15 protein-coding genes and 1 other annotated feature are annotated in these 17,152 nt (G+C 41.9%); of the genes, 14 read left to right on the top strand and 1 reads right to left on the bottom strand.

The annotated features are described in order from the left end of the window. Positions 1–19 precede the first annotated feature (19 nt). The 3 genes from dltC to FXF70_RS08330 all read left to right on the top strand — a co-directional run bounded on the left by dltC (position 20) and on the right by FXF70_RS08330 (position 1,937). Positions 20–256 (top strand): D-alanine--poly(phosphoribitol) ligase subunit 2, encoded by a 237-nt coding sequence (gene dltC / locus FXF70_RS08340; RefSeq protein WP_003216498.1) that lies wholly within the window; start codon positions 20–22, stop codon positions 254–256. Further along, entirely contained in the window at positions 256–1,422 is a 1,167-nt protein-coding gene (gene dltD / locus FXF70_RS08335) for a D-alanyl-lipoteichoic acid biosynthesis protein DltD (RefSeq protein WP_017358151.1), read from the top strand. Before dltC ends, dltD begins: the two co-directional genes overlap by 1 nt. A gap of 95 nt (positions 1,423–1,517) precedes the next feature. Then, positions 1,518–1,937, top strand: coding sequence for a YkvA family protein (locus FXF70_RS08330; RefSeq protein WP_058213892.1), 420 nt, complete (start codon positions 1,518–1,520; stop codon positions 1,935–1,937). A gap of 183 nt (positions 1,938–2,120) precedes the next feature. On the opposite strand, the gene FXF70_RS08325 is transcribed toward FXF70_RS08330, so the two are convergent. Further along, a complete protein-coding gene (locus tag FXF70_RS08325) occupies positions 2,121–3,164 on the bottom strand; it encodes a lactonase family protein (RefSeq protein WP_025207733.1) in 1,044 nt (347 codons plus the stop codon). Positions 3,165–3,596: 432 nt separating this feature from the next. On the opposite strand from FXF70_RS08325, the gene ilvE reads away from it, so the two are divergent. The 11 genes from ilvE (at position 3,597) to clpX (ending at position 17,068) form a co-directional block, all read left to right on the top strand. Next, on the top strand, positions 3,597–4,511 hold the full coding sequence (ilvE, locus tag FXF70_RS08320) for a branched-chain-amino-acid transaminase (RefSeq protein WP_008342856.1): 915 nt from the start codon (positions 3,597–3,599) through the stop codon (positions 4,509–4,511). Between the two features lie 8 nt (positions 4,512–4,519). Next, positions 4,520–4,767 (top strand) — a binding site (T-box leader). A 122-nt stretch (positions 4,768–4,889) separates the two neighbouring features. Further along, positions 4,890–6,614, top strand: a complete 1,725-nt coding sequence (gene ilvB / locus FXF70_RS08315) for an acetolactate synthase large subunit (protein WP_008342854.1) — start codon at positions 4,890–4,892, stop codon at positions 6,612–6,614. Beyond that, positions 6,611–7,129, top strand: a complete 519-nt coding sequence (gene ilvN, locus FXF70_RS08310) for an acetolactate synthase small subunit (RefSeq protein WP_041107116.1) — start codon at positions 6,611–6,613, stop codon at positions 7,127–7,129. The genes ilvB and ilvN overlap by 4 nt, the downstream gene beginning before the upstream one ends. An 18-nt stretch (positions 7,130–7,147) precedes the next feature. Then, complete coding sequence (gene ilvC, locus FXF70_RS08305; RefSeq protein WP_007501581.1) at positions 7,148–8,176, top strand: ketol-acid reductoisomerase; 1,029 nt, start codon at positions 7,148–7,150, stop codon at positions 8,174–8,176. Beyond that, entirely contained in the window at positions 8,163–9,716 is a 1,554-nt protein-coding gene (locus FXF70_RS08300; RefSeq protein WP_008342850.1) for a 2-isopropylmalate synthase, read from the top strand. Before ilvC ends, FXF70_RS08300 begins: the two co-directional genes overlap by 14 nt. Positions 9,717–9,734: 18 nt before the next feature. After that, positions 9,735–10,832, top strand: a complete 1,098-nt coding sequence (gene leuB / locus FXF70_RS08295; RefSeq protein ID WP_007501577.1) for a 3-isopropylmalate dehydrogenase — start codon at positions 9,735–9,737, stop codon at positions 10,830–10,832. Positions 10,833–10,874: 42 nt separating this feature from the next. Continuing rightward, complete coding sequence (gene leuC, locus FXF70_RS08290; RefSeq protein WP_007501575.1) at positions 10,875–12,290, top strand: 3-isopropylmalate dehydratase large subunit; 1,416 nt, start codon at positions 10,875–10,877, stop codon at positions 12,288–12,290. A gap of 15 nt (positions 12,291–12,305) precedes the next feature. After that, on the top strand, positions 12,306–12,905 hold the full coding sequence (gene leuD, locus FXF70_RS08285; protein ID WP_008342843.1) for a 3-isopropylmalate dehydratase small subunit: 600 nt from the start codon (positions 12,306–12,308) through the stop codon (positions 12,903–12,905). A 123-nt stretch (positions 12,906–13,028) separates the two neighbouring features. After that, positions 13,029–14,036 (top strand): DNA damage checkpoint antagonist DdcA, encoded by a 1,008-nt coding sequence (ddcA, locus tag FXF70_RS08280; protein ID WP_007501571.1) that lies wholly within the window; start codon positions 13,029–13,031, stop codon positions 14,034–14,036. Between the two features lie 240 nt (positions 14,037–14,276). Continuing rightward, positions 14,277–15,551, top strand: a complete 1,275-nt coding sequence (tig, locus tag FXF70_RS08275) for a trigger factor (RefSeq protein WP_035701776.1) — start codon at positions 14,277–14,279, stop codon at positions 15,549–15,551. Between the two features lie 251 nt (positions 15,552–15,802). Next, positions 15,803–17,068: an ATP-dependent protease ATP-binding subunit ClpX gene (gene clpX, locus FXF70_RS08270; RefSeq protein WP_017358145.1), complete on the top strand. Its 1,266-nt coding sequence runs from the start codon at positions 15,803–15,805 to the stop codon at positions 17,066–17,068. Positions 17,069–17,152: the final 84 nt, after the last annotated feature.

The raw sequence follows: 17,152 nt of genomic DNA, 5'->3' as shown, positions 1-17,152 counted from the left end.
ATTAAGGGAGTAGAAAATTATGGAATTTAAAAATCAAGTATACGGTATTATTGCAGAGGTTTGTCAGGACGACGTTGTGAAAGAAAATCCAGAGATTGCAATTTTTGACGAAGGTCTTCTAGATTCATTTGGTACAGTAGAACTACTTATGGCAATTGAAAGTCAACTTGGAATTACTGTTCCGATTACAGAGTTTGATCGTGATGTGTGGGATACACCGAATCACATTGCTGAGCAGCTGGCAGAGATGAAGTAATGAAAAAGCGTTTTTTTGGGCCGCTTATTTTAGCGGCTGTTCTATTCATTGGTGTTCTTCTTGTACCAAATGCATGGCTCTCACATCTGATCCCAAAAGACAAATTACAAAAGTCAGCCACAGAATTAGATCCAGGGATGTTTCAAGGGCTTTATTTACAAGATGAAATGCTAAAAGATCCAACTTATTTGCCGATCTATGGATCTTCTGAACTATCACGTTTTGATCCATATCACCCTTCGAATTTCTTTCATGAAAATCCTCAAGGGTTTACACCTTATCTTGTTGGAAAAGGTGGATCGCAATCATTAATTCATGCCATGAACTTTGCAGCGCATATGGATGAATTAAAAGGGAAAAAGCTTGTGTTTATCGTGTCCCCGCAGTGGTTTGTCAAATGGGGATCAGACGAGAATCACTTTGCTCCTAACTATTCAGCGCTTCAGGCGCTTGATCTCGCTTATAATAAAGAAATTGATCCAGCTGTGAAAAAAGAGCTCATCAAAAGAATCATGAAGTTTAAGGCAGTAAAGAACGACATGGTCATCACAGAGCTTTTTAAAGCAGAGCTTTCTGGGAACAAATTCGCCTATGGCGCGATTTCTCCTATTGCAAAAATGTATTATGGCATGCTTCAAAAGAAAGACATGTACTATACGATCGGGTCTGGGCATGAGCGCAAGCTTCGTCCGTCTCCTTCAGTGAAAGGGAAAACATGGACTGAGCTTGAAAAAGAAGCGAGCGTATTAGGATCTGAAAAAGCAGGGGACAACCCGTTTTATATTGATCAGAGACTGTTTGACCGCAAGCTGAAGCCGATCATGAAAAAGATGAAGGATTCTCGTCGCGACAATTCTTATGCAGAATCACCTGAATATAAAGATTTCCAGATCATGCTGGATATTTTAAAACAGGCAGGGGCGAAGCCTTTATTTGTGACGATTCCCGTCAACGGAAAATGGTATGATTACACTGGTTTTCCGAAAGAGGGACGTACAGATTATTATCAAAAAATCAATCGTCAAATTCGAGATAATGGGTATGAAGTCGCAGATTTGACTTCTCATGAGTATGACCCATATTTCTTTAAGGATACGATTCATGTGTCGTATAAAGGATGGGTATACATCGATAAGGCGATCGAAAAATTTTACAAAGAGCAGTAGATTGCAGCAGCTTTCTGCTGCTTTTTGTTTGTCGAATGAGTGGATTTCTTGTATAAATAAGGTGGAAGGGCTATGCTGAATATGGAGGCGATACGATGAATCGTTCTGAGAAAAAAGAACTATTAAAGCGTTCAAAGAAGCATTTTAATGATCATGCCTTTTGGAAAAAGTTAAAAAAGACGGCACAAAAAGCTGGAGTTTCTCTTGTCTATGCTGTGTTATTACTTTATTATACATTGCAAAAACCCGAAGTACCGGTTAAAGCGAAAACCCTCATCATTGGGGCGCTAGGGTACTTTATCCTTCCGATTGATCTGATCCCTGATACATTGGTGGGGATCGGCTACACAGATGATCTAGGCGCCATCACATTTGCTCTGCTTCAAGTGGCAATGTACATTGATGACGATGTCAAAGGAAAAGCGAAAGACAGGCTGGGAAAATGGTTCGGTGAAAAAAGCGATACGTCTTTCATTGATCAAAAGCTTGAAGATGGCGGTATGCCGTCTGCTTAAAGAAAAGCCTCTTAAAAGTGTAGACAAACCCTCGCATTCTTTGTCAGTCCTGCGCTTCGGTGCTCGTTCTTCCTAGACTTCAAGGGTTTTCAACTACGCTGAAAAAAAGACAAAGGGCTAAAATAAAGTTCATTTTAGCCCTTTGTCAACAATCTAATGCCTCCTAAACGGAGGCTTTTTTCATTACCCTAAAAATTTCACGCAAACCGGATGCGGAACGGTGATGTCTGATTGTAAGACAGTGAGTCGACCGGTTTCTTTGTCACGTTTGTATAACACAAGGTTGCTAGATTCTTGGTTTGAACCAACGAGAAATTCTTCTGTTGGATCAAGGACAAAGTCTCTAGGCCAATTTCCTTCAGATGAAGCAATTTCAACGAGGCTTAGTTTGCCGTCATGATCTGCTTTGAAAATGGCAATGCTGTCATGTCCACGATTTCCTGCATACACAAATTGACCGTCAGAAGACACATGAATGGCGCTGCCTTGATTATTCTCTGTGAAGTCATTAGGAATGGTTGCGATCGTTTGGATCTCTTCGAAATGACCATCTTCAAAGTAACGAAGTACAATGACCTCTGAGCTGAGCTCTGTCATGACATATGCCACAGGTTTCGTTGGGTGGAATGTGATATGACGAGGGCCGCTGCCTGGTTTTGTTTCAAATGTATGGGCAAGCTCAAGTTTGCCGTTTTCTTTCTTATACGTATAAATACCGTCTGTGCCAAGGTCAACAGCCACCGCAAATTGTTCATCAGGCGTCAAACCCATAAAGTGGGTGTGCGGTTTTTCTTGACGGTCTTCGTTTGGTCCAGTGCCTTCATGCTGCGCCTGTGACAGTGTGCGGATCAATGAGCCGTTTTCAGCATCAATTTCATACATCTCTGCTGTTCCTTTATGATAGTTTGCTGTAAACGCCGTTTTCGTTTGGCTGTCCACGCTGACGTGACAAGGAGAAGCCCCATCGGCAAGCTCTTGGTTGATGAAACGAAGTGCGCCGGTGTCGGCATCAATTTGATACGCAGCAAGACCGCCCTGTGCTCCTTCTTTCACAACAGCATACACAAACTTTTGAGAATCTGAGACAGTTAAATATGTAGGATTTTCAAGTTCTGCAGCCACTTCTACTTGTTCAATCTGCTGCTTGTCCGTATTTAAAGTAAAAGAATAGATTCCTTTGCTGTCTCCCTTTGTATACGTTCCGATATAACCTCTGATGTTAGCCATGTATTGCCCTCCTTCTATTAGATGCTCTCATTCTATCACAAATTCATAGGAAAACGCTTTAGAAAGGCATACTGAAGGAAAAAACAAACGCAATGAAATCTCACAATATTCTTCAAAAACCATGTGAAAAAATATCACAAAAGCTTGTTCAAAAGAAAACCGTTCATGTAGAGTAAATAAATTGAAGAAAAAATACAAAAAATTTTAGGTTTTTTCATTCCTTGTCTAGCAAAGGTGTAAGCGTATACATTTTATTTTGATTAGTCTAAATTGTCTAATAATTTTAAAAATGCTGTTGACACTGTATGGAAAGCGGCGTAAGATGGGTTCAACAAAAGCAAACAGACACGCAGAGTAAGCGTGAGACACTTCAATATAAAGTGTCTGAAAATTCAACTACTTTTTGTTTGAAAGAGAGGGTGCTCACTGAAGATGGAAGACCAAAAGGAACAGTGGATCTTTTTAAACGATGAACTCGTGAAAAAAGAGGATGCGAAAATTTCAGTTTATGATCATGGCTTCTTATATGGTGACGGTGTGTTCGAAGGAATACGTGTATATAACGGAAATATCTTTCGAATGAAAGAACATTTAGACCGCCTGTATGATTCCGCTAGATCCATTATGCTGAACATTCCATATTCACTTGAGGAGCTCACTGAAAAAATGATTCATACAGTTGAAAGGAACGGCCTAAAAGATGCCTATATCCGCCTTGTTGTCTCAAGAGGAGCCGGTGATCTTGGCTTAGATCCAAACAACTGCGGGAGAGCCAACACAGTGATCATTGTAGAGCCGCTGGCCATCTTTCCAAAGCACCTATATGAAACAGGTATTGATATTGTGACAGTACCAACGAGGCGAAATCGTCCTGACGTATTGAGTCCAAAAGTGAAATCATTAAACTATTTGAATAACATCCTTGTCCGAATCGAAGCCCATATGGCCGGTGTGAGTGAAGCGCTGATGCTGAACGATCAAGGGTACGTGGCAGAAGGTTCTGCAGACAATGTGTTTATTTATAAAAAAGGTAAGCTCTATACACCGCCAGGTTATATCGGCGCTCTTGAAGGCATCACAAGAAATGCCATCATGGAGATAGCAGAAGACTTAGGCTACGAAGTGAAAGAAGAACCTTTCACAAGACATGATGTGTATACAGCTGAAGAAGTCTTCCTGACAGGAACCGCTGCCGAAGTCATCGCTGTTGTAAAAGTTGACGGTCGTATCATTGGCGAAGGAAAACCAGGGTTCCACACAAACAAACTTCTTGAACAATTCCGTAAGCGAGTCGTTGAAGAAGGAGAAAAAGTAGTCTTTACCGATGAGAACATTCACGCAAGCTAAATAGATATCGATAAACGTTGAAGAGGACTAGTAGCTTTAGAGTCAGTATCTACAGAGAGCCGGTGCTAGCTGGAAACCGGTGTTACTTTCTAAAGTGAACTCACCTCTGAGTGTCTGCTTGAAATGATAGTAGGGCAGACCGAGTGACATTGCATCACTCGTTACCAAAATGGATGAAAGATGTCCATGAGACGGCAGCATGATTTGCCGTGAACAAGGGTGGTACCGCGAAAAACAAAGCTTTTTCGCCCCTTTGACCTAGTGAAAAGTAGTGTCATTGTGGGGTGAGAAGGCTTTTTTATATGGTCTCATATCTCTATCTTGAATGGAAAAGGGTGAAAGGACTTGACTGAAGCAAGACAAAGAGGAGGAAATCAAATGGGGACAAATGTACAAATGGAGACGGAAAAATCAAATGCACCACAAACGATGAACGGTGCACTCATGTTAATTGAAGCACTCAAAAGAGAAAAAGTAGAAGTCATTTTTGGTTATCCTGGCGGAGCCGTTTTACCGATCTACGATAAAATTTACGATTCTGGTTTATTTCATGTCCTGCCAAGACATGAGCAAGGAGCGATTCACGCAGCGGAGGGATACGCAAGAGTATCTGGTAAACCAGGCGTTGTTATTGCCACATCAGGACCGGGGGCAACAAACCTAGTCACTGGAATTGCAGATGCGATGATTGATTCACTACCTATGGTTATCTTTACTGGACAGGTGGCAACCTCAGTCATTGGATCAGATGCTTTTCAAGAAGCAGATGTACTTGGTATCACAATGCCAATCACAAAACACAGCTATCAAGTGAGACGCCCAGAAGAGTTACCAGGTGTCATTAAAGAGGCATTTCACATCGCAACAACCGGCAGACCTGGTCCAGTCTTGATTGATATTCCAAAAGATGTCGCTGGCATTGAAGGGACATTTGAATACGATCAGCCAATCGATTTGCCTGGTTATCAGCCGAAAATTGAGCCGAATTATTTGCAAATTCGCAAGTTAGTAGAAGCTGTAAGCAGAGCAAAGAAACCAGTTATTCTAGCAGGAGCTGGCGTTCTACATGGCAAAGCGTCGGAAGAATTAAGGCAATATGTAGAGCAGCAGCAAATCCCTGTCGCTCATACATTGCTTGGACTTGGCGGATTCCCGGCAAAGCATCCTCTTTTCCTAGGAATGGCGGGTATGCACGGCACATATGCAGCGAACATGGCACTTCATCAATGTGACTTACTCATTTCAATCGGAGCGAGATTTGATGACAGGGTAACCGGCAACCTCAATCATTTTGCAAAACATGCGAAGGTGGCTCATATTGATATCGACCCAGCGGAAATTGGTAAAAACATTCACACTCATATCCCTGTTGTTGGTGATAGTAAGCTAGTGCTTCAAGAACTGATCAAACAGGACGGGAAACAAGGTGAATCAGACGAGTGGAAGAGCCAGCTAAATCAGTGGAAGGAAGAATATCCACTCTGGTATGTCGAAAACGAAGCTGAAGGCTTTAAGCCTCAAAAGCTGATCGAATACATTCATCAATTTACAAAAGGTGAAGCCATTGTGGCAACCGATGTTGGGCAGCACCAAATGTGGGCTGCACAGTTCTATCCATTTGAAAATGCCGATAAATGGGTGACATCTGGTGGGCTTGGCACAATGGGATTTGGTTTACCGGCAGCGATTGGCGCGCAGCTAGCTGATCAAGAGGCAACGGTTGTGGCGATTTTAGGAGACGGAGGTTTCCAAATGACCCTGCAAGAACTTGCCGTTATCCGTGAGCTGAACCTTCCGGTGAAAGTGATTGTTCTCAATAATCACAGTCTTGGAATGGTAAGACAATGGCAAGAAATTTTTTACGAAGAACGCTACTCACATTCTAAATTTTCAGAGCAGCCAGACTTCGTGAAATTATCTGAAGCTTATGGCATTAAAGGGATCAGAATCTCATCAGACGAAGAGGCGCAAGAAAAACTCGAAGAAGCCTTAACCTCTAGAGAGCCTGTTTTCATCGATGTCAATGTAGCGAGAGATGAAAAAGTATTCCCGATGGTAGCACCGGGGAAAGGACTTCATGAGATGGTGGGGGTGAAACCTTGAAAAGAATTATTGTGTTGACTGTATTAAATCGATCAGGCGTACTGAACAGAATCACAGGCCTCTTTACCAAAAGACACTACAACATTGAAAGCATTACGGTCGGCCATTCTGAGATTCAAGATGTATCACGCATCACGTTCGTCGTCCATGTAGACCAAGAAAAAGACATCGAACAGCTGACAAAACAGCTGAACAAACAAATCGATGTTCTGAAAGTAACAGACATTACAAACCAATCAATCGTTCAGCGAGAGCTGGCTTTGATAAAAGTCGTATCTGCACCAGCATCTAGAATGGAGATCACGGGGGTCATTGAACCTTTTAGAGCTTCTATTGTAGATGTGAGCAGAGAGAGTGTCGTCATTCAGGTGACAGGTGAGTCTTCAAAAATTGAAGCACTCATTGAATTACTTAAGCCATACGGCATTAAAGAAGTCGCCAGAACTGGCACCACGGCCTTTGCGAGAGATAATCAGCAAAAGCTGCAAACAAATAAAACAATTTCAATTGTCTAAACAAAAGGAGAGAGTCAAATGGTAAAAGTATATTATAACGGTGATATTCAAGAAAACGTATTAAACGGTCAAAAGGTAGCTATCATTGGTTACGGATCACAAGGTCATGCACATGCATTGAACTTAAAAGAGAGCGGCGTAGATGTGATTGTCGGTGTGAGAAAAGGCGGATCTTATACAAAAGCACAAGAAGACGGTCATCAAGTATTCACAGTAAAAGAAGCAGCAGCACAAGCAGATGTCGTCATGGTATTACTTCCTGACGAACAGCAAAAGAAAGTATATGATGAAGAAATCAAAGATCAATTAGAAGCTGGCAACTCTCTTGTATTCGCACACGGATTCAACGTTCACTTCCATCAAATTGTTCCTCCAAGTGACGTAGATGTGTATCTTGTGGCTCCAAAAGGTCCAGGACATCTTGTCAGAAGAACATATGAGCAAGGCGCTGGTGTACCTGCACTATTTGCTATCTATCAGGATGTATCAGGTCAAGCGAAAGACAAAGCACTTGCTTATGCAAAAGCGATTGGCGGAGCAAGAGCGGGCGTTCTCGAAACAACATTTAAAGAAGAGACGGAAACGGATCTATTCGGTGAGCAGGCAGTTCTTTGTGGAGGTCTTACTTCATTAGTTAAAGCAGGTTTTGAAACATTAACAGAAGCTGGTTATCAGCCAGAGCTTGCATACTTCGAGTGTCTGCATGAACTGAAATTGATCGTTGACCTTATGTATGAAGAAGGATTAGAAGGTATGAGATATTCAATCTCTGATACAGCGCAGTGGGGTGACTTCGTATCAGGACCACGCGTTGTGGATGCAAAAGTAAAAGAATCAATGAAAGCAGTTTTGACTGACATCCAAAACGGAACATTCGCGAAAGAATGGATTGTTGAAAACCAAGTGAATCGTCCACGTTTCAATGCGATCAATGCAAATGAAAATGAGCACCAAATTGAAATCGTCGGAAGAAAGCTTCGTGAAATGATGCCTTTCGTTAAACAAGGAAAGAAAAAGGAAGCGGTGAGCGTCGGTGCGAAAAATTAATTTTTTTGACACAACACTTCGAGATGGAGAGCAATCACCAGGAGTGAACTTAAATGCACAAGAAAAGCTAATCATTGCTAAGCAGCTTGAGCGCCTTGGGGTTAATATCATTGAAGCGGGTTTTCCCGCTTCATCCCGAGGGGATTTCTTAGGCGTACAAGAAATTGCAAGAACGATTAAGAACTGTTCAGTTGCAGGACTTGCACGATGTGTGAAAGGTGACATTGATGCTGCATGGGACGCATTAAAAGATGGAGCTCAACCAAGAATACACGTCTTTATTGCGACTTCTGACATTCACCTCAAACATAAACTAAAGAAAACACGTGAAGAAGTGGTTGAACAAGCTGTTTCAATGGTGAAATACGCGAAAGAGCGCTTCCCAGTTGTTCAGTGGTCAGCAGAAGATGCATGCCGGACAGATCTTTCTTTCCTAGCAGAAATTGTAGAAAAAGTGATCGACGCAGGCGCAAGTGTCATTAACTTGCCTGATACTGTTGGATACCTAGCACCAAAAGAGTACGGAAATATCTTTAAATATATGAAGGAACACGTTCCAAATATCGATCAAGTCATCTTGTCAGCACACTGTCATGATGATTTAGGAATGGCTGTAGCGAACTCACTTGCTGCCATTGAAAATGGAGCAGATCAAATTGAAACAGCTGTCAACGGTATTGGAGAGCGCGCAGGGAATGCTGCTTTAGAAGAAATAGCAGTTGCCCTTCATATTCGCAAAGACTTTTACCAAGTCGAATCAACTATTCAGTTGAATGAAATTAAGCGCACAAGTGATGTAGTGAGCAAATACTCAGGTATGATTGTACCGCGTAATAAAGCAGTCGTTGGAAACAATGCATTTGCCCATGAATCAGGTATTCACCAAGATGGATTCCTCAAAGAAAAAACAACCTATGAAATTATCTCTCCAGAGCTTGTAGGCGTCACAACAGATGTGCTTGTCCTTGGTAAACACTCCGGAAGACACGCGTTTAAAGACCGCTTAAAAACACTCGGCTTTAAATTGACTGAAGAAGAAATCAATAAGTTCTTCGAAACATTTAAGAACTTAACAGAGAAGAAGAAAGAAATCACAGATGATGATTTGATCTCTATTATATTAGAAGAAAAAGTAGCAGACCGGAAAATCGGCTATGAATTTGAAAGTCTTCAAGTTCACTATGGGACAGAGCAAATGCCGACAGCAACAGTCTCTCTTAAAAATCAAGAAACGCAGGAAGTCATTCAAGAAGCAGCTACAGGTGCAGGCAGTGTAGAAGCTGTGTACAACACGCTTGAGCGCTGTATGGAGGAAAGAATTCATTTGCTAGATTATCGTATTCAATCCAATGGAAAAGGCAGAGACGCACTAGCGGAAGTATATGTCACTGTTTCAATAGAAGGAAAAGAAACAGCAGGACGCGGTGTAGCACAAGATGTGCTGGAAGCATCGGCTAAAGCTTACGTCAATGCAGTGAATAGACATTTAATCTTTAAATCAAACCTAATAGAAATTGAGAAACATCACGCCATCTCATAAGAAAGGAGGAAGGGACTCATGAAAAAGAAAATTGCACTTTTGCCCGGCGATGGAATCGGACCGGAAGTCGTCACATCAGCCGTCGCTGTCCTGAAAGAGACAGCGGCTCAATTTCAACACGAATTTGAATTCGAAACAGCTCTCATTGGCGGTATAGCGATAGATGAAAAAAACAATCCGCTCCCTAAAGAAACAGTAGAAGTGTGCAAAAGCGCAGATGCGATTTTATTAGGAGCCGTTGGCGGACCAAAGTGGGATCAAAACCCGCCAGAACTTCGCCCAGAAAAAGGCTTGCTCTCCATTCGCAAGCAGCTGGACTTATTTGCGAACATCCGCCCTGTCAAAGTATTTGATAGTTTGAGTGAGGCTTCACCGTTAAAACAAGATCACATTAGCGGAGTAGATTTCGTCATCGTTCGTGAATTAACTGGAGGCCTCTACTTTGGCGAACCAAGTGAGCGCTACACGGATGATGAAGGAAAAGAAGCTGCGGTTGATACACTTCTTTATACAAAGGAAGAGATTGTTCGTGTATTAAAAGAAGCGTTCGACATGGCATTAACGAGACGGAAAAAAGTAACGTCTGTGGATAAAGCAAATGTTCTCGCTTCGAGTAAACTATGGCGGGATGCTGTAGAAGAAGTTGCATCCCAATATCCAGATGTCGCATATGAGCACATGCTCGTCGATAATGCCGCGATGCAGCTGATTTATAAGCCCGCTCAATTTGATGTCATCGTGACAGAGAATATGTTTGGTGACATTTTAAGTGACGAAGCATCTATGATTACTGGCTCACTCGGCATGCTGCCATCTGCTAGTTTATCAAGCACCGGCCTTCATTTATATGAGCCGATTCATGGTTCAGCACCCGATATTGCGGGGCAAAATGTCGCAAACCCTCTGGCTACTATATTGTCAGCAGCCAGCTTGCTTAGAACATCCTTTGCTTTAGAAGAAGAAGCGGCTGCAATTGAAGCAGCTGTGGAAGCCGTGCTTGCCTCTGGCAAACGAACAAAGGACCTAGCATCAAAAGAGGGAACGTATGAAACGACTGATGATATCACGAAAGCCGTTGTAGATGCACTCAAACAACGGGCGAAAACCATTGTATAAATAGAAATCTTGTTGAATTAGGTAGAGGGAGGAAAAAGGGTTATGCCTCGAACAATCATCGAAAAAATATGGGATCAGCATGTTGTCAAAAATGGCGAGGGAAAACCAGACCTTTTATATATTGATCTGCACTTGGTGCATGAGGTGACGTCACCTCAAGCATTTGAAGGATTAAGACAAAAAGGGCGCAAGGTGCGAAGACCACAAAACACATTTGCGACGATGGATCACAACATTCCGACTGTGAATCGATTTGTGATCAAAGATGAGATTGCGAAGAAGCAAGTCAGTGCTCTAGAGCGCAACTGTGCTGAATTTGGGGTCCGTCTAGCTGACCTTCACAGTGTAGACCAAGGAATCGTTCATGTCGTTGGACCAGAGCTTGGTTTAACACTTCCGGGGAAAACAATCGTGTGTGGAGATAGTCATACATCTACTCATGGCGCATTTGGTGCACTTGCCTTTGGGATTGGCACAAGTGAGGTTGAGCATGTGCTTTCCACACAAACACTTTGGCAGCAGCGTCCGAAGACACTAGAAATTAGAGTAGACGGAACGCTTCAAAAAGGGGTAACAGCCAAAGATGTCATTTTAGCAGTCATTGGCGCACATGGCGTGAAGTTCGGTTCAGGTTATGTCATTGAATACACTGGGGAAGTATTCAGAAACATGTCAATGGATGAGCGGATGACCGTTTGTAATATGTCAATTGAAGCAGGCGCAAGAGCAGGGTTGATCGCACCTGATGAAGTGACCTTTGAATATTGCCGCGGACGCAAATACGCACCGCAGGGTGAAGATTTCGAAGCAGCGATCAAAGAATGGAAAGAACTAAGAACAGATCCGGGTGCGACCTATGATAAAACCATTGTTTTAGATGGAAATCATATTTCACCAATGGTCACGTGGGGAATTAACCCAGGAATGGTGCTACCTGTGGATGCAGCCATTCCAGGACCTGAAGACTTTGCACAAGAAGATGACCAAAAAGAAGCAAAACGTGCTTATGAATACATGGGGGTTCACCCGCATCAGCGTATTGAAGATATTACGATTGAGCATGTGTTTATTGGCTCATGTACGAACTCAAGAATGACTGATTTACGCCAAGCCGCTTCTATGATTGAAGGACAAAAAGTAGCTGATCATGTCAGAGCGATTGTGGTTCCTGGCTCACAAAGTGTCAAACTGCAAGCAGAAGAAGAAGGTCTTCATGAAATTTTCCTAGAAGCAGGATTTGAATGGAGAGAATCTGGCTGTAGTATGTGCCTCAGCATGAATAACGATGTGGTGCCAGAAGGTGAACGCTGTGCATCTACATCAAATCGTAACTTTGAGGGACGTCAAGGGAAGGGTGCAAGAACGCATCTTGTCAGCCCGGCAATGGCTGCAATGGCTGCCATACATGGCCGATTTGTCGATGTCAGGAAGTTTAATCAAGAGAAAACAGTCGTGTAAGGAGTTGTGTCATAGATGGAGCCTTTAGTCACTCATAAAGGAAAAGCCGCTGTGCTTAACCGTATAAATGTAGATACAGATCAAATCATTCCGAAACAGTTTTTGAAAAGAATCGAACGAACAGGATATGGCCGATTTGCCTTCTTCGACTGGCGATATTTAGCAGATGGCAGTCCGAATCCAGATTTTGAACTCAATCAGCCGATTTATGAAGGAGCCTCTATTTTGATCGCAGGCGAAAACTTTGGCTGCGGATCATCAAGGGAACATGCGCCTTGGGCACTTGATGATTATGGTTTCAAAATTGTCATTGCCCCATCTTTCGCCGATATTTTTCATCAAAACTGTTTTAAAAACGGGATGCTTCCAATCCGCCTTGATTATGATGTGTGGAAAACGTTTGCTGCATCATATGAAAACAAAGGATATGAAATGACAGTTGATCTGGAAAAACAACAGATTCAAGACCATGAAGGGAATGTTACTCCTTTCGATGTAGATCCACACTGGAGAGAAATGCTCCTGAATGGCTATGATGAGATTTCATTAACATTGTTACTAGAAGATGAGATTCAAGCATTTGAAGAGAAACGTAGCAGCTGGCTGCGTGCATAAACAACGAGAAGCCGTCCCCGTGGTGTGACGGCTTCTTTTTTGCATGAAAACCTCTCGTTACTTGTGTTTACTAACCTTCGTTGGTAAACTGATAAAAAATATGCGCCCGAAAGGAACGTAAGCATGAAACATGACAAGAAGAAAGATAATGTCATTTTGTTTCCTGGTCTGAAAGAAAGACTGATTGAAAAAGGAATGGCAGCATTAAAAGATAAACAGTATCAAGAGGCGCTTCACTTATTTTCAGAAGCGAAATCGTATGATGACGATGAAGAATCCGATATTCATCTCGGTATGGCGATTTGTTTTCTAGAGCTTGGTGAGCTGCAGGATGCAAAGCGAGTATGTGAAAAGATGCTACATGAAGGATATGGACACTATTTCACTGTGCTTCAAGTGTATATGACCATCTTAATTCAGCTGAAAGAGTACGAGGAAGTCAAACAAACAATTGAGGCTGTCCTTGAAGAAAATCATCTTCCAGCAGAAAGTGCGGAGCATTTTTATAAGCTGCTTGAATTTAGCAGAAAGATGATTGAATCACCAGAAGAGATTTTAGACGAAGACGAGGAAGGCAGCGGAGAAATCAATATAGATGAAATGCTCGAGCGGCCAGAAGAGCAGGTGCAGTTCATCCATTCGCTGAAAGACCGAAACATCACGCCGCATATGGGTCTATTAAATACGATCCTACAAAAGCCTGATGGAAACCCTTTGGTCAAATCATTGATCCTGCAACTTCTGTCAGATCATGATGTGGCAAAGCCGGTTCATGTGACGAAGTTCGGTGATTCATTAACGCTTGTTCCTTCTGAGGCTGTCAAGCCAGAGCAAATGCCACTGCTTCAGCAAGTCCTTCGAAAGCTCGATGACACACTCGGCAATGAGAACCCAACCCTTTACCAAGGGGTTGAAGAGTTATGGCGCCGTCACTTATTTGTGCTGTATCCATTTCTTCCTAAATATACGGATCCGAGTCTTTGGGCTGCGGCACTTCATAAAGTCGGCTATGAAATGCATGGAATCGAGATTGACCTCGAAGAATTGCATTTATTGTATGATTTTAACGAACGAGAGCTGAGAGAAGCTTGTACAATGCTGAAAGATATTGAAGAAATTTCTTATTTGTAATTTGTCGATTTAGTTGAAAGACGGACTTGTTATGTTATAATATAATGGTTGTATTTGTGCATATATCGTGCGGTTGTAAGATTCCAACGGTTGAAAGACGTTATGTATAATCAAGTCAAATGTTGTATACATAAGACCGCTTCTTTAGCGGAGTGCGTGGTTTTTGATTGGACGAAGTCTTTATGATGCTTTAGAATGTAACAACGCACAATCTGAATAGATTTTTGGAGGGAAACACACATGTCAGTAAAATGGGAAAAACAAGAAGGTAACGAAGGCGTCTTAACAGTAGAAGTTGACGCTGAAACATTTAACAAAGCACTTGATGATGCATTTAAGAAAGTAGTTAAGCAAGTATCAATCCCTGGATTCCGTAAAGGGAAAGTACCACGTGGTCTTTTCGAGCAGCGTTTTGGAGTAGAATCTCTTTATCAAGATGCACTAGATATTCTTCTTCCAGTTGAATATCCGAAAGCAATCGACGAAGCTGGTATCGAGCCGGTTGACCGCCCTGAAATCGATGTTGAGAAAATCGAAAAAGGCGAAAGCTTAATCTTCACTGCAAAAGTAACAGTGAAGCCAGAAGTAAAACTTGGTGACTACAAAGGTCTTAACGTAGAAAAAGACGACACATCTGTATCTGATGAAGATGTCCAAGAAGAGTTAAAAGCTATGCAAAACCGTCAAGCTGAGCTTGTTGTCAAAGAAGAAGGCGCAATCGAAAACGGCGATACAGTTGTTCTAGATTTCGAAGGATTCGTTGATGGAGAAGCATTCGAAGGGGGAAAAGCTGAGAACTACTCTCTTGAAGTAGGTTCTGGTTCATTCATCCCTGGTTTCGAAGAGCAATTGGTTGGTCTTGAAGCAGGTGCAGAAAAAGACGTTGAAGTGACATTCCCAGAAGAATATCATGCTGAAGACCTTGCAGGTAAACCAGCTGTATTCAAAGTAAAAATTCATGAAATCAAAGCAAAAGAACTTCCAGCACTTGACGATGAGTTCGCTAAAGATGTTGATGAAGAAGTTGAAACGATTGCTGAATTAACTGAAAAAACGAAGAAACGTCTTGAAGAAGCAAAAGAAAACGAAGCAGAAGGCAAACTTCGTGAAGAGCTAGTAGCAAAAGCTTCTGAAAATGCGGAAGTTGACGTTCCTCAAGCGATGGTTGACACTGAGCTAGACCGCATGATGAAAGAATTCGAACAACGTCTTCAAATGCAAGGGATGAACCTTGAGCTTTACTTCCAGTTCTCTGGACAAGATGAAGAGGCGCTAAAAGAGCAAATGAAAGAAGATGCTGCTAAACGCGTAAAATCTAATCTTACTCTTGAAGCAATTGCTGCTGCAGAAGACCTACAAGTGTCTGATGAAGAAGTGGAAGAAGAACTTTCAAAAATGGCTGAAGCATACAACATGCCAGTTGAAAATATCAAACAAGCGATCGGTTCTACTGAAGCAATGAAAGAAGATTTAAAAGTTCGTAAAGCAATTGATTTTCTTGTAGAAAACCGTTAATATGGTGCATAATAATAAAACAGGGCGCGAGTGACTCGTGCCTTGTTTTGTACAATTTTTGACTTATCATCGCTTCTTTTGGAAACGATAGTGTAAGTCGCATCTTTCTGTCATACATATCTCAATGTGCAGTGTTACAAACACATCATTACCGTCTTTTAGGAAAGTATGGTAAAATGCATACATACTGGACCCAGAAGGGTAGCTGACTGTTAGCTACAGGCAAGTGAAGAAGAATAAGGGGTGAAAGAATGTTTAAATTCAACGAGGAAAAAGGTCAATTAAAATGCTCGTTTTGCGGAAAAACGCAAGATCAAGTGCGTAAACTGGTCGCAGGACCTGGCGTATATATATGTGATGAATGTATCGAGCTTTGCACGGAAATAGTTGAAGAAGAGCTCGGTACTGAGGAAGAAGTTGAATTCAAGGATGTTCCGAAACCTCATGAAATCCGGGAAATTCTTGATGAATATGTCATCGGACAAGAGAATGCGAAGAAATCCTTAGCTGTAGCGGTTTATAACCATTACAAGCGAATTAATTCCAACAGTAAGATTGATGATGTTGAGCTTTCGAAAAGTAACATTTCTATGATTGGACCTACAGGAAGCGGTAAAACATTACTTGCTCAAACGCTTGCACGTATTTTAAATGTTCCATTTGCGATTGCAGATGCGACGTCTTTAACAGAAGCAGGTTACGTTGGGGAAGACGTAGAGAATATTTTACTAAAGCTGATCCAAGCAGCAGATTATGATGTAGAAAAAGCTGAAAAAGGCATTATCTACATCGATGAGATCGATAAAGTAGCAAGAAAATCAGAAAACCCTTCTATCACTCGTGATGTATCTGGGGAAGGTGTACAGCAAGCCCTTTTGAAAATTCTTGAAGGAACAGTCGCTAGTGTACCGCCTCAAGGTGGACGTAAGCATCCTCATCAAGAATTCATTCAAATTGATACAACAAATATCCTCTTCATTTGTGGTGGAGCCTTTGACGGCATTGAGCAAATCATCAAACGCCGCCTAGGTCAAAAAGTCATTGGATTCGGTGCGGAAAATAAAATTGAAGATCTTGAAAAAGAAGTCCTTCTATCAAAAGTTCTGCCAGAAGACTTACTTCGCTTCGGTTTAATCCCAGAATTCATCGGTCGTCTTCCGGTTATTGCAAGCCTAGAGCCGTTAGATGAAAAAGCACTTGTAGAAATCTTGACGAAGCCTAAAAATGCGCTCGTTAAGCAATATACAAAAATGCTTGAGCTTGATGATGTTGAGCTTGAGTTTGAAGAAGATGCTCTTAGCGAAATTGCGAAAAAAGCAATTGAGCGTAAAACAGGAGCTCGTGGTCTTCGCTCCATCATTGAAGGCATCATGCTTGATGTGATGTTTGATCTTCCATCTCGTGATGATATTGAGAAATGTGTCATTACTGGTGAAACGGTTGCTGATGGTGAGCCGCCACGTCTTGTCTTAAAAGACGGTACAGTCGTGAATAAAGATACAAAAACATCAGCATAAGCCCATTTGATGACTCCTGAATCTTTTGATTCAGGAGTTTTTTATTTATCGTGGAAGTTGTGTTTATTCCGTCCAGCTCTAGGA

The sequence above is a fragment of the Bacillus sp. Y3 genome (genome assembly GCF_008123875.1).
In the GTDB taxonomy this organism is placed as follows: Bacteria; Bacillota; Bacilli; order Bacillales; family Bacillaceae; genus Bacillus; species Bacillus altitudinis.
The sequence above is the reverse complement of the archived record's forward strand: the minus strand, read 5'-3'. Positions and strand labels throughout refer to the sequence as shown.